Annotated in this window: 14 protein-coding genes; 12 read left to right on the forward strand and 2 right to left on the reverse strand. The window is 55.4% G+C overall.

Features of this window, described 5'->3' with window-relative positions:
- Nucleotides 1-21 precede the first annotated feature (21 nt).
- Genes JSN25_RS15975 through JSN25_RS15990 form a run of 4 tightly spaced genes read left to right on the forward strand, consistent with a single transcriptional unit; the run spans nt 22 to nt 3,854 of the window.
- The gene (locus JSN25_RS15975; RefSeq protein ID WP_038640603.1) at nt 22-1,044 is read left to right on the forward strand and encodes an ABC transporter permease; all 1,023 of its coding nucleotides are present in this window, start codon (nt 22-24) and stop codon (nt 1,042-1,044) included.
- On the forward strand, nt 1,041-1,937 hold the full coding sequence (gene ddpC, locus JSN25_RS15980; protein ID WP_038640605.1) for a D,D-dipeptide ABC transporter permease: 897 nt from the start codon (nt 1,041-1,043) through the stop codon (nt 1,935-1,937). Before JSN25_RS15975 ends, ddpC begins: the two co-directional genes overlap by 4 nt.
- Nucleotides 1,934-2,920 (forward strand): ABC transporter ATP-binding protein, encoded by a 987-nt coding sequence (locus JSN25_RS15985; protein ID WP_199952073.1) that lies wholly within the window; start codon nt 1,934-1,936, stop codon nt 2,918-2,920. Before ddpC ends, JSN25_RS15985 begins: the two co-directional genes overlap by 4 nt.
- Nucleotides 2,913-3,854 (forward strand): ABC transporter ATP-binding protein, encoded by a 942-nt coding sequence (locus tag JSN25_RS15990; protein ID WP_038640609.1) that lies wholly within the window; start codon nt 2,913-2,915, stop codon nt 3,852-3,854. Before JSN25_RS15985 ends, JSN25_RS15990 begins: the two co-directional genes overlap by 8 nt.
- 13 nt (nt 3,855-3,867) lie before the next feature.
- Here JSN25_RS15990 and JSN25_RS15995 read toward each other — a convergent pair whose 3' ends face one another.
- On the reverse strand, nt 3,868-4,758 hold the full coding sequence (locus JSN25_RS15995) for a LysR family transcriptional regulator (protein WP_038640611.1): 891 nt from the start codon (nt 4,756-4,758) through the stop codon (nt 3,868-3,870).
- Between the two features lie 142 nt (nt 4,759-4,900).
- Between JSN25_RS15995 and JSN25_RS16000 the strand changes: the two genes are divergently transcribed.
- From JSN25_RS16000 to JSN25_RS16025, 6 genes are read left to right on the forward strand one after another with little or no spacing between them, the layout of a single operon-like run.
- A complete protein-coding gene (locus JSN25_RS16000; protein WP_038640613.1) occupies nt 4,901-5,608 on the forward strand; it encodes a CoA transferase subunit A in 708 nt (235 codons plus the stop codon).
- A 2-nt stretch (nt 5,609-5,610) separates the two neighbouring features.
- The gene (locus tag JSN25_RS16005; protein WP_038640615.1) at nt 5,611-6,267 is read left to right on the forward strand and encodes a CoA transferase subunit B; all 657 of its coding nucleotides are present in this window, start codon (nt 5,611-5,613) and stop codon (nt 6,265-6,267) included.
- A gap of 10 nt (nt 6,268-6,277) precedes the next feature.
- Nucleotides 6,278-7,480, forward strand: a complete 1,203-nt coding sequence (locus JSN25_RS16010) for an acetyl-CoA C-acetyltransferase (RefSeq protein WP_204525125.1) — start codon at nt 6,278-6,280, stop codon at nt 7,478-7,480.
- Complete coding sequence (locus JSN25_RS16015) at nt 7,470-8,393, forward strand: 3-hydroxyacyl-CoA dehydrogenase family protein (protein ID WP_204525126.1); 924 nt, start codon at nt 7,470-7,472, stop codon at nt 8,391-8,393. Before JSN25_RS16010 ends, JSN25_RS16015 begins: the two co-directional genes overlap by 11 nt.
- Nucleotides 8,394-8,436: 43 nt before the next feature.
- Nucleotides 8,437-9,831 carry a GntP family permease gene (locus JSN25_RS16020; protein ID WP_199951110.1) on the forward strand — a complete coding sequence of 465 codons (1,395 nt, stop codon included), beginning with the start codon at nt 8,437-8,439 and terminating at the stop codon, nt 9,829-9,831.
- Between the two features lie 11 nt (nt 9,832-9,842).
- The gene (locus JSN25_RS16025; protein WP_085048200.1) at nt 9,843-10,613 is read left to right on the forward strand and encodes a 3-hydroxybutyrate dehydrogenase; all 771 of its coding nucleotides are present in this window, start codon (nt 9,843-9,845) and stop codon (nt 10,611-10,613) included.
- 47 nt (nt 10,614-10,660) lie between these two features.
- Here the strand turns inward: JSN25_RS16025 and JSN25_RS16030 are convergent, their stop codons facing one another.
- The gene (locus JSN25_RS16030; protein ID WP_085048199.1) at nt 10,661-11,092 is read right to left on the reverse strand and encodes an OsmC family protein; all 432 of its coding nucleotides are present in this window, start codon (nt 11,090-11,092) and stop codon (nt 10,661-10,663) included.
- A gap of 228 nt (nt 11,093-11,320) precedes the next feature.
- Between JSN25_RS16030 and sra the strand changes: the two genes are divergently transcribed.
- Together sra and maeA are read left to right on the forward strand one after the other, a co-directional pair.
- Nucleotides 11,321-11,461 carry a stationary-phase-induced ribosome-associated protein gene (gene sra, locus JSN25_RS16035; RefSeq protein ID WP_038640628.1) on the forward strand — a complete coding sequence of 47 codons (141 nt, stop codon included), beginning with the start codon at nt 11,321-11,323 and terminating at the stop codon, nt 11,459-11,461.
- Between the two features lie 179 nt (nt 11,462-11,640).
- Nucleotides 11,641-13,338 (forward strand): malate dehydrogenase, encoded by a 1,698-nt coding sequence (gene maeA / locus JSN25_RS16040; protein ID WP_038640630.1) that lies wholly within the window; start codon nt 11,641-11,643, stop codon nt 13,336-13,338.
- Nucleotides 13,339-13,383: the final 45 nt, after the last annotated feature.

Genomic DNA, 13,383 nt, shown 5'->3' on the forward strand with positions numbered 1-13,383 from the left:
AGGCTCCGCAAGGGGAAGCTAATGACGTTCTGGAGCATTTTACGCCAGCGATGCTGGGGACTTATTCTGGTGGTTATCGGTGTTTGCGTGATCACCTTTATTATTTCGCACCTGATCCCAGGCGACCCCGCGCGGTTGCTGGCGGGCGATCGCGCCAGCGATGAAATTGTTGAAAATATTCGCCAACAGCTGGGGCTGAACCAACCGCTGTATGTGCAGTTCTTTCGCTATGTGAGCGATATCTTTCAGGGCGACTTAGGCACCTCTATTCGCACCGGACGCCCGGTACTGGATGAACTGCGTATCTTCTTTCCCGCCACCCTGGAGCTGGCTTTCTGCTCTTTGTTGCTGGCGCTGGTGATCGGTATTCCGTTAGGTATTTTATCTGCAGTCTGGCGCAACCGTTGGCTTGATCACCTCGTTCGCCTGATGGCGATTACCGGCATCTCCACGCCTGCATTCTGGCTGGGGCTGGGGGTTATCGTGCTGTTTTATGGTCATCTGCAAATTTTGCCCGGTGGTGGACGGTTAGACGACTGGCTGGATCCACCGGCTCATGTCACCGGGTTCTACCTGATTGATGCCCTGCTGGAAGGCAATGGCGAAGTCTTTTTCAATGCGCTCCAGCACCTGATCCTGCCGTCACTGACGCTGGCTTTTGTGCACTTAGGGATCGTTGCCCGCCAGATTCGCTCCGCCATGCTGGAGCAACTGAGTGAAGATTACATTCGTACCGCGCGCGCCAGCGGACTACCGGGCTGGTACATCGTGTTGTGTTACGCGTTGCCGAATGCGCTTATTCCATCAATAACCGTGCTCGGCCTGGCATTGGGCGATCTGCTCTACGGTGCGGTACTGACCGAAACGGTCTTCGCCTGGCCGGGAATGGGCGCCTGGGTGGTAACGTCGATTCAGGCGCTCGACTTCCCGGCGGTGATGGGATTTGCCGTAGTGGTCTCTTTCGCTTATGTGCTGGTCAACCTTGCGGTTGATTTACTCTACCTGTGGATTGACCCACGTATTGGACGCGGAGGTGCTGAATGATGCTCACTCAAGAAACGCCGACCGCCCCACAGACTGCTCGTCGTCGTACGGACTGGGCGAAATTGTTGTGGATGATGAAAAGCAGCCCGCTGACGCTGATAGGCGGGGTCATCATTGTACTGATACTGTTGCTGATGGTGCTGTCACCGTGGATTACGCCTTACGATCCTAATGCCATCAATTTAAGTGCGCGCCTGCTGCCACCGTCTGCGTCCCATTGGTTTGGTACCGATGAAGTGGGCCGCGATCTGTTCAGCCGTGTTCTGGTCGGAAGCCAGCAGTCGGTCGTCGCTGGTCTGGTGGTGGTGGGAATTGCCGGCGGATTGGGTTCGCTGCTGGGTTGTCTGTCTGGCGTCATGGGGGGACGCGCCGATGCAATTATCATGCGAATAATGGACATCATGCTGTCCATCCCTTCGCTGGTACTGACAATGGCGCTGGCCGCTGCGCTGGGACCCAGCCTGTTTAACGCCATGCTGGCGATTGCCATCGTACGTATTCCTTTTTATGTGCGCCTCGCCCGCGGCCAAACGTTAGTGGTGCGTCAGTTTACCTATGTCCAGGCTGCGCGGACCTACGGCGCTTCTCGCTGGCACCTGATTAGCTGGCACATTTTACGTAACTCTTTACCGCCGCTGATTGTGCAGGCGTCGCTGGATATCGGCAGCGCGATCCTGATGGCCGCCACGCTCGGGTTTATTGGTCTGGGCGCACAGCAGCCCAGCGCGGAATGGGGAGCGATGGTGGCGATAGGCCGCAACTACGTGCTTGATCAGTGGTGGTATTGCGCTTTTCCCGGCGCCGCAATTCTGATTACCGCCGTGGGCTTTAATCTTTTTGGCGATGGTATTCGCGACCTGCTGGATCCGAAAGCCGGAGGAAAACAGTCATGACACAACCCGTACTGGAAATTGAGGATTTGCATCTGAGTTTCCCCGGCTATAAAGCTGACGTGCATGCGCTGAATCATGTTTCGCTGCATATCAACCGTGGAGAAATTGTCGGCGTGGTCGGTGAATCCGGTTCCGGCAAGTCCGTGACGGCGATGCTTACCATGCGGCTGCTGCCGGAGGGCAGTTATCATATTCACCAGGGACGCGTTTCGCTGCTGGGTGAAGATGTGCTCAACGCCAGCGAAAAGCAGATGCGCCAATGGCGTGGCGCACGCGTCGCCATGATCTTCCAGGAGCCCATGACCGCGCTTAATCCCACGCGACGTATCGGCCAGCAGATGGTGGAAGTTATCCGCCATCACCAGGCGCTAAGCCGCACGGATGCTCGCCAGAAAGCCATCGCTTTGCTGGAAGAGATGCAAATTCCGGACGCGGCGGACGTGATGAAACGTTTCCCGTTTGAGCTTTCCGGCGGTATGCGCCAGCGGGTGATGATTGCGCTGGCCTTTTCCTGCGAGCCGGGGCTTATCATTGCCGATGAACCGACCACCGCGCTCGACGTCACGGTACAGCTACAGGTGCTGCGTTTATTGAAGCTAAAAGCGCGCGCCAGCGGGACAGCCGTACTATTTATCAGCCATGATATGGCGGTGGTGTCACAATTGTGCGACCGGTTATACGTCATGTATGCCGGAAGCGTGATTGAGAGCGGCCCAACACCAACCGTTATTCAGCATCCCACGCATCCCTATTCCATCGGCTTGCTGAAATGTGCGCCGGAACACGGTGAACCGCGCGCATTGCTGCCTGCCATTCCCGGCACCGTACCGAATTTAACCCGCTTACCGAGCGGATGCGCATTTCGCGAACGCTGTTTTGCCGCCGGTCCTCGCTGTGACGAGACGCCTGCATTAAGCAGTCAGGGAGGCGCGGATCAACAATCGGCCTGCTGGTATCCGCAACTGGAGACAACACATGTCTGAATTTTTACTGGCCTTGCAGGATGTTCATGTCAGCTTTCCCGCGCGTAAAAACTGGCTCGGCAAGGTTACCGAACGGGTGCATGCGCTCAACGGTCTGGATTTACAGATTCGACAGGGAGAAACGCTGGGGATTGTCGGTGAATCCGGCTGCGGAAAAAGTACGCTGGCGCAACTGCTGATGGGGATGCTGCAACCCAGTCAGGGAAACTACTCTCGCCGCGATGGCAAGCAGCACAATGGTATGCAGATGGTCTTTCAGGACCCGCTTTCATCGCTTGATCCGCGCTTACCGGTGTGGCGAATTATCACCGAACCGGTGTGGATCCAGAAGCGAAGCTCCGAGCGTGAACGCCGCATTCTTGCCGAAGATTTGGCGCAACAGGTAGGGATCCGCCCTGAATATCTCGACCGTCTGCCGCATGCGTTCTCCGGCGGGCAGCGTCAGCGTATTGCCATTGCCCGGGCGTTGTCGTCAGAGCCGGACGTGATTGTACTGGATGAACCCACTTCGGCGCTGGATATCTCCGTGCAGGCGCAAATTCTTAACCTGCTGGTGTCATTGCAGGCACGCAGAAATCTGACCTATGTGCTGATATCGCATAATGTGTCGGTGGTTCGCCATATGAGCGATCGCGTGGCGGTGATGTACCTTGGGCAAATTGTTGAACTGGGAGAAACGCAGCAGGTTCTTACTCATCCTGCCCATCCCTACACGCGATTATTACTGGACTCCGTCCCTAAAACGGGAGCACCGCTGGCGGAGGATTTAGTGTTACGGAAAACCGAACTACCGGGGAACCGAACGCTGCCTGAGGGCTGTTTTTTTCGTGACAGATGTCCGTTGGCGATCCGTGGCTGTGAGAATAAACAGATCTTGCTGTCCAGCGAATCAGGATGTGAGGTTCGCTGCTGGCGGGCGGTTAACGTGAGCTGAACGCGGCGGAAAATCAGGCGCAATACGCCTTTTTCAGGGTATCCACCAGCACTTCTGAGGCGGTAGATAACTTATGATGTGCCGAACGCAGAACGCCGATCCGACGCTGGATCACCGGCGTGTCCAGATCGATACAGGTTGCGCCTAATTCAGTCATTTGCGTACGGCACAGCGCGGGTACCGCGCTGCCGCCCAGGCCCTTAGCCACCAGCCGGCCAATGGTCACCAGTTGATGGCTCTCCAGCGCCACCTCCAGCGAATGCCCGCTTTGCACCAACTGTTCTTCCAGCATCAGACGCACAGCGGAAGGTCGTTGCAGAGTGATGAAATCCAGCGTCAGCAGTTCACGCCACGCAATACGATCCCGCCCTGCCAGTCGGCATGTTGGCGGGACAATCGCGATAAAACGATCCACACCAAGCGGGGTGAAATGCAGATGTCCGGAATAGTCTGGTTCGAAGGCAATGCCCATCTCCACCCGCCCTTCACTCACCATCTCAATGACTTGTTCGTTGATCACATCGTGAACCGTTACGTTGATACCGGAATAGGAATCACGAAACGTCTTCAGTACTGACGGCAGGACGTTAGCAGCAAATGAAGGCATGGCGGCAATAGAGATTTTACCGCGTTGCAGCGTGAATCGCTGGCGCATTGCCTCTTCCGTGTTCTCCCAGTCCGCGAGCAACTGTCGCCCCATGTTCAGCAACGTTTCCCCTTCCTGTGTCAGGGTCACCTTGCGGGTGGTTCTCAACAGTAAAGCCCCACCTAACGAATCCTCCAGTCCTTTAATCGCCAGACTTAATGCGGGTTGCGACATATTCAGTCTTTCACTGGCATGAGCAAAATTCAGAGTGTGAGCTACCGCTAAAAACGCGCGTAACTGTTTGATGCTCATTCCCATTTCGCATTCCTTTAACCTGTTGAATACCTTTAATTAACATTAAATTGATAAAAAAACCCAATGAGTGAGTCACAAATTTAAAATTAACAAATCATTTTTCTCCCCCAATGATGTCGGCAAGGACAACAGGAGGGGCAAGTATATGGCTGGACTGGATAAACGGGTCGCCACGTATCAAGAGGCGCTGGAAGGACTGACCGACAACATGACGCTGCTGGCGGGCGGTTTTGGCTTATGTGGCATCCCTGAAAATCTGATTGCCGAAGTACGTCGTCGGGAGGTTCAGGGTCTTACCGTGGTGTCAAACAACTGCGGCGTGGACGGTTTTGGCCTCGGCGTACTGCTGGAAACGCGTCAGGTGCGCAAAGTGGTTGCATCCTATGTGGGTGAAAACGCGCTGTTTGAAAAGCAGGTGCTTAGCGGCGAACTGGAAGCCATCCTGACGCCGCAAGGCACGCTGGCGGAGCAGTTGCGCGCTGGCGGCGCGGGGATCCCCGCTTTCTTCACCGCGACCGGATACGGGACCCCCGTGGCCGAAGGAAAAGAGGTGCGCGAGTTTGCCGGACGTCCGTACATTTTAGAACAGGCTATAACCGGAGACTTTGCGCTGGTCAAAGGCTGGAAAGCCGACTGGTACGGCAATGTTATCTATCGCCATACCGCACAGAATTTTAATCCGCTGATGGCCGCTGCCGGGCGCGTTACCGTGGTGGAAGTTGAAGAGATTGTCCCCCCTGGCGAGTTGGATCCCGCTGCGATTCATACTCCCGGAATTTTTGTTAACCGCATTATTCAGGGGCAATTTGAAAAACGTATTGAACAACGCACCCTGCGCCAGAAAGGAGCCTGACCATGTTAACGCGTGAACAAATGGCAATGCGTGTCGCCCGTGAGCTGCGCGACGGTTATTACGTCAATCTTGGGATTGGTATTCCCACTCTGGTAGCGAACTACATCCCCGATGGTATGGACGTGATGCTGCAATCGGAAAACGGTTTGCTGGGTATGGGGCCGTTTCCCACAGAAGACGAAATTGATGCGGACATGATCAACGCCGGAAAACAGACCGTGACGGCGCGCAAAGGCGCAGCGATTTTCGACTCGGCGCAATCCTTCGCGATGATCCGCGGCGGCCACGTTGACCTGACGGTGCTCGGCGCGTTTGAAGTCGATGTAAACGGCAATATCGCCTCGTGGATGATCCCCGGAAAAATGGTGAAAGGCATGGGCGGCGCAATGGACCTGGTGGCTGGAGCCGACAACATCATCGTGGTGATGACCCATGCCTCCAAAAACGGTGAGTCAAAATTGCTTCCCGCCTGCACCCTGCCGCTGACTGGCGTGGCCTGCATCAAACGCGTACTTACCGATCTGGCGCTGCTGGAGATTGCCGATGGGGCGTTCATTCTGCGTGAACGCGCCCCGGGTATCAGCGTGGATGACATCGTCGCCAGAACCGCCGGCAAGCTGATCGTTCCTGAAAATGTCCCCGAGATGCAATTTAACTGAGGAGCTGACCATGCAGGATGTTGTTATTGTCGCGGCAACGCGCACCCCGATTGGCAGTTTTCATGGCGCGCTGGCGCCGCTTTCGGCGGTTGAACTCGGTTCGGTGGTCATCCGTTCCCTGCTGGAAAAAACGGCCGTGGCGCCTGAGCAAATTGATGAAGTGATTTTGGGTCAGGTGCTCACGACGGGCAGTGGTCAAAATCCGGCCAGACAGACGGCGTTACGCGCGGGCTTACCGGTCACTACGCCAGCGCTAACCATTAATCTGGTGTGCGGCTCGGGCCTGAAGGCGGTGCATCAGGCGGTACAGGCGATTCGCTGCGGTGATGCGCAAATTGTGATTGCCGGTGGGCAGGAGAGCATGAGCAATGCGCCCTATTTCCTCGATGGCGCGCGGGCCGGTCTGCGCCTGGGTCATGCCAGCCTGAAAGACAGCGTAGTGCATGACGGTTTATGGGACGCCTTCAACGACTATCACATGGGCATTACCGCGGAGAATCTGGCAGATAAGTTCGCTATCAGTCGTGAGCAACAGGACGCATTTGCTCTGCATTCCCAGCAAAAAGCAGCTGCCGCGATTGAAGCCGGTCGTTTTAGTGCGGAGATTACCCCGGTCAGCGTTCCGCAGGGGAAAAAAACGCCGCGTGTAGTGGACCGTGACGAACAACCGCGCCCGGATACTCAGGCTGATAAGCTGGCGCAGCTGAAGCCAGCGTTTCGGCCAGGAAACGGCACGGTGACCGCCGGGAATGCTTCTTCAATCAATGATGGCGCCGCGGCGGTGATGCTAATGAGCGCCGCCAAAGCCGCAGAACTCAATTTGCCGGTTCTGGGACGGGTTGCGGGCTACGCGGTCTCCGGCGTCGATCCGGCCATTATGGGTATTGGGCCAGTAGAAGCGTCACTTCAGTGTCTGCAACGGGCAGGCTGGGCGCTGAACGATGTTGATCTCATTGAAGCCAACGAAGCGTTTGCCGCACAAGCGCTGGCGGTTGGCGAATCACTGAACTGGGATAGCAGCAAAGTTAACGTCAATGGCGGCGCGATCGCGCTGGGTCATCCGATTGGTGCCTCCGGGTGCCGGATTCTGGTGACCCTGCTGCATGAAATGGCCCGCAGCAACGCCGCCAAAGGGTTGGCCACACTGTGCGTAGGCGGTGGTCAGGGTGTCGCGCTGGCAGTAGAGCGTCCGGGGGGATCTCATGAAAAATAAGCAAATTTGCGTACTGGGCGCGGGTTTAATGGGCGTCGGCATCGCCACCCACTTTGCCCGCTTTGGTCACGATATCTGGTTGTACGACACCGATAGCAGCCGAATTGCGGAAATTAGCCTTATTGCCAGCGGTATTGTGGATGAGCTTATTGCTACTGAACAATTTGCTCTAAGCGAAAAAGCATCGGTTATGAACCGTCTACACGGTACGACGTCGCTACAGGATATTGCCGCGTGCGGATTGCTGATTGAAGCCATCCCGGAACGCCTCGAACTTAAACATGCGCTGTATGCGCAACTGGAAGAGCTGATCGCACCGGAGGCGGTGATCGCCAGTAATACCAGCGGACTGCCACCCGATGCCCTGGCAGAAAAGCTTGCCTATCCTGAGCGGTTGCTGATTGCCCATTTCTGGAACCCGCCGCACTTTATTCCGCTGGTTGAAATTGTGCCGGGGACGGCAACGAAGGCGGAATATCTCCATGAATTACAACAACTACTGCTGTCGATGCAACTGGAAGCGGTCGTGCTCGATCGCGCCGCGCCAGGGTTTGTCGGCAACCGTCTGCAATTCGCCCTGCTACGTGAAGCGTTGCATATCGTTAAAAGCGGTATCGCCAGCGCGGAGGTGGTGGATCAGGTAATGCGTGCCTCGCTCGGACGACGCTATGCCATGGTTGGTCCGCTGGAGGCGGCTGATATGACCGGTCTTTCTACGGTACAGGACATTTGTCAGCATCTGTTACCCACGCTCGCCACCGGTAGCGACATGATGTCGCTGGTCGCTGACAAGGTCGCCAATGGTGAAACCGGTTTGCGCAGCGGCCAGGGATTTTATCGCTGGGATGATTCGCGCAAGAAGTACATCCAGCAACGCAGAGAGCACCAGCTGCGCTTTGCCCTGAAACCGTAACTTCTCTTTCTGTACCCCACTATAACAATGATATTGAGGAGTCATGATGAGTGTATTAATCGCCCTGGCAGCGCTGGGCCTGCTGATGCTTGCAGCCTATCGCGGATACAGCGTCATCCTGTTTGCCCCCATCGCAGCATTAGGTGCTGTATTGCTTACTGAACCCAGCGCCGTCGGCCCTGCCTTCACCGGCCTGTTTATGGAAAAAATGGTCGGTTTTGTGAAGCTTTACTTCCCGGTATTTTTGCTGGGTGCGGTGTTTGGCAAGTTAATCGAGTTGTCTGGTTTTTCCCGCTCTATTGTTGCCGCCGCCATCAATATTCTCGGGCGGCGTCACGCCATCCCGGTGATCGTGCTGGTGTGCGCACTGTTAACCTACGGCGGGGTATCGCTGTTCGTCGTGGCGTTTGCGGTGTATCCCTTTGCGGCGGAGCTGTTCCGCCAGAGTAATATCCCTAAGCGCCTGATCCCGGCCACCGTTGCGCTGGGCGCGTTTTCCTTCACGATGGACGCCTTGCCGGGCACGCCGCAGATCCAGAATATTATTCCGACCAGCTTCTTTGGGACTAACGCCTGGGCCGCGCCGTGGCTGGGGCTGATAGGCTCGCTGTTTATTATTTTCGTCGGTCTGGTTTATCTCGAACGTCAGCGTCGTAAAGCGCAGGCAAAGAATGAAGGCTATGGCACTGAACTGTTAAACGAGCCGGAAACGCCGGATAACATTAACCTGCCGAACCCGATAATCGCTATCTCTCCGCTGATTCTGGTTGGGGTATTTAACCTGCTGTTTACCCGCTGGATCCCACAGTGGTATGGCGCAACACATCAACTGGAACTGCCAGGCCTTGCCAAACCGATTACCACCGAAGTCGGTAAAATTACCGCTATCTGGGCGGTGGAAGCGGCGCTGATTTCAGGGATCCTGCTGGTGGTGCTGTTCGGCTATCGCAACATTAAAGGTCGCCTGGCGGAAGGCAGTAGAACGGCGGTTGGCGGCGCGATCCTCGCGGCGATGAACACCGCGTCGGAGTATGGTTTTGGTGCGGTGATCGCTGCCCTGCCGGGTTTCCTTGTGTTGTCAAAAGCGCTGGCGGCGATCCCCGACCCGCTTCTTAACGAAGCCATCAGCATCACCACGCTGGCCGGGATCACCGGCTCGGCGTCTGGCGGAATGAGTATTGCCCTCGCCGCCATGTCTGACACTTTTATTGCCGCTGCCCATGCCGCCAATATTCCACTCGAAGTCTTCCACCGCGTGGCGTCAATGGCCAGTGGCGGCATGGATACCCTGCCGCACAACGGCGCGGTCATTACCCTGCTGGCTATTACCGGCCTCAGCCATCGTCAGGCGTACGGCGGGATTTTCGCCATCACCGTGATCAAAAGCCTGGCCGTGCTGTTTGTTATCGGCGTCTTCTACACCACCGGAATTGTTTAAGGAGAATCATCATGAACTTAACGGGAAAAACCGCCCTGGTTACCGGCTCGACCAGCGGTATTGGATTAGGCATCGCTCAGGTGCTGGCACAAGCGGGCGCTTCGTTGATCCTCAACGGGTTTGGTGATGTCGAAGCTGCCAAAGACGCCGTGGCGCAGTATGGCAAAACGCCAGGCTACCACGGCGCGGACCTGAGCGATGAAGCGCAAATTGCTGACATGATGCGCTATGCCGCAAGCGAATTTGGCGGTGTGGATATCCTGGTCAACAACGCCGGGATCCAGCATGTGTCTCCGGTAGAAACCTTCCCGGTTGAAAAATGGAACGCAATTATTGCTATTAACCTCTCATCCGTTTTTCACACTACGCGACTGGCGCTGCCAGGCATGCGCGCACGGAACTGGGGACGCATCATTAATATCGCCTCGGTTCACGGCCTGGTGGCTTCTAAAGAGAAATCCGCGTACGTGGCAGCCAAGCACGGCGTGGTGGGATTAACCAAGACCATTGCGCTGGAAACCGCGCAGACCGGCATCACCTGCAATGCGCTATGCCCCGGTTGGGTGCTCACACCGTTGGTCCAGCAGCAGATTGATAAACGTATTGCCGAAGGCGCTGCGCCTGACGTCGCACGTGACGCCCTGCTGGCGGAAAAGCAACCGTCGCGCGAATTCGTCACGCCGGAGCAGTTAGGGGAACTCGCGTTGTTTTTATGTTCAGACGGTGCGGCGCAGGTACGAGGCGTTGCGTGGAATATGGATGGCGGCTGGGTGGCGCAATAACATCATCGGGTGCCGGATAAGACGTAGTCGCATCCGGCACGCCACGATTAAGACTTCAGCTGATAATCCAGTGTAATTTCCGCGTTCAGTACCTGCGAAACTGGACAGCCGGCCTTCGCTTTCTGGATGATGCCGTCAAACGTGGCGGCGTCTATCCCCGGAACGCTTACCTCACTGTGCAGCGCTACTTTGGTTATCGCAAATCCCGCATCCACCTTATCCAGAGAAACATCGGCAGTGGTATCAATGGCGTCTGGCGTAAAGCCCGCATCGCCCAGCATTAACGAAAGCGCCATTGAGAAGCAGGCGGCATGGGCCGCGCCAATCAACTCTTCAGGATTGGTGCCTTTTACCCCTTCGAACCGCGTATTAAACCCATACGGTTGCTGATTCAGCACGCCACTTTCGGTCGATACGGTACCTTTACCGCGTTTAATGTCGCCTTCCCAGTGTGCCTGACCCTTCTTATGGATAGTCATTACCGTTCTCCTGTGTTGTCGTTGAAGTTACAAGTATAGGACGCCTGAGAAAATGCATGATCCATCCGGGATAGTTCTGCATTTACCGCTTAAGCATTGACCTTTCAGACAAAATGACCGACCATCCTGAAAGCCGTTATTTTAAACATCGGCTTTCTATCAGGTTGTATTTCGTCCGTTGTTATACGGGCTCGCCCTTGAAACCAGAAACAGGATTAAGGAGTTAGAATGAAATCGAACCGTCAGGCCCGTCATATTCTTGGACTGGACCACAAAATCTCAAACCAACGTAAAGTCGTGACCGAAGGTGACAAAACCAGTGTGGTCAACAATCCTACCGGAAGAAAACGCCGCGCTGACGGCAAATAGTCTTTCGCAGGTCTGACTGAATAACGAGATAAACACCATTGCAACCGCAGTGGTGTTTTTGCTTATAAAACCCCATACCCCATTCACAATGCTTTATACTTCGCCCGTTTCCCTGGCGGACAGGCCACATACGATCATAAAGAACGCCAGGGACGGTTATTCAAAAAAGAGTGAGTGACATGGAAAACGAAACTAAAAAACTGCGTTCCCTTTACATCCCCTACGCTGGCCCGGTACTGCTGGAATTCCCTTTACTGAATAAAGGGAGCGCTTTCAGTGTGGAAGAACGCCGTAACTTCAACCTGCTGGGGTTACTGCCGGAAGTGGTCGAGACGATTGAAGAACAGGCTGAACGCGCCTGGATCCAATATCAGGGATTCAAAACCGAAATCGACAAGCATATTTACCTGCGTAACATTCAGGACACCAACGAAACACTGTTTTACCGACTGGTGCATAATCACCTTGATGAGATGATGCCGGTTATCTATACCCCAACGGTAGGTGCTGCCTGTGAGCGTTTCTCTGAGATCTACCGTCGCGCGCGCGGTGTGTTTATCTCTTATCAGAACCGCCACAATATGGACGATATCCTGCAGAACGTACCTAACCACAATATCAAAGTTATCGTCGTCACCGACGGTGAACGTATTCTGGGCCTTGGCGACCAGGGGATCGGCGGGATGGGTATTCCGATCGGTAAGCTGTCGCTGTATACCGCGTGTGGCGGAATTAGTCCGGCCTACACCCTGCCGGTCGTCCTGGACGTCGGTACCAACAATCAGCAACTGCTGAACGATCCGCTGTATATGGGCTGGCGTAATCCGCGTATCACTGATGATGAATACTACGAATTTGTCGATGAATTCATCCAGGCTGTGAAGCATCGTTGGCCGGACGTGCTGCTGCAGTTCGAAGACTTCGCGCAGAAAAATGCGATGCCGTTGTTGAACCGCTATCGCGATGAAATTTGCTCGTTTAACGACGATATTCAGGGCACCGCAGCGGTTACCGTTGGTACGCTCATTGCCGCCAGCCGCGCGGCGGGTAGCCAGTTAAGTGAACAGAATATCGTGTTCCTGGGAGCGGGCTCAGCTGGTTGCGGGATTGCCGAGCAGATCATCGCGCAAATCCAGCGTGAAGGTTTAAGCGAGGAAGCGGCGCGTCAGCGCGTGTTTATGGTCGATCGCTTCGGCCTGTTAACCGACAAAATGCCGAACCTGCTCTCCTTCCAGACCAAACTGGTGCAAAAACGCGAAAATCTGCAGCACTGGGATACGCAAGAGGATGTGCTGTCGTTACTCGACGTGGTGCGTAACGTTAAGCCGGATATCCTGATTGGTGTTTCCGGACAGACCGGCCTGTTTACCGAAGAGATCATCCGCGAAATGCACAAGCATTGTTCGCGTCCCATCGTCATGCCGCTGTCTAACCCAACTTCACGCGTGGAAGCTACGCCACAGGATATTATCGCCTGGACCGAAGGTAACGCGCTGGTTGCGACCGGTAGTCCGTTCGCGCCGGTAGTGTGGAAGGAAAAAGTCTTCCCGATTGCTCAGTGTAATAACGCCTATATTTTCCCGGGTATCGGGCTGGGTGTTATTGCTTCCGGCGCATCGCGCATTACCGATGAAATGCTGATGTCGGCCAGTGAAACACTGGCGCAGTATTCACCGCTGGTGCTGAACGGCGAAGGACTGGTGTTACCGGAACTGAAAGACATTCAGACAGTTTCCCGTGCGATTGCTTTTGCCGTGGGTAAAATGGCCCAGCAGCAAGGCGTGGCTGTGAAAACGTCCGCCGAAGCGCTGCAACAGGCGATTGACGATAATTTCTGGCAGGCGGAATATCGCGACTACCGTCGAACTTCTATTTGACGGTTTGCCCGGCAGCAGAGTCTGCCGGGCAATTTTAAGCGTTCG

This window comes from Citrobacter cronae (assembly GCF_016893685.1).
Lineage (GTDB): Bacteria > Pseudomonadota > Gammaproteobacteria > Enterobacterales > Enterobacteriaceae > Citrobacter > Citrobacter werkmanii.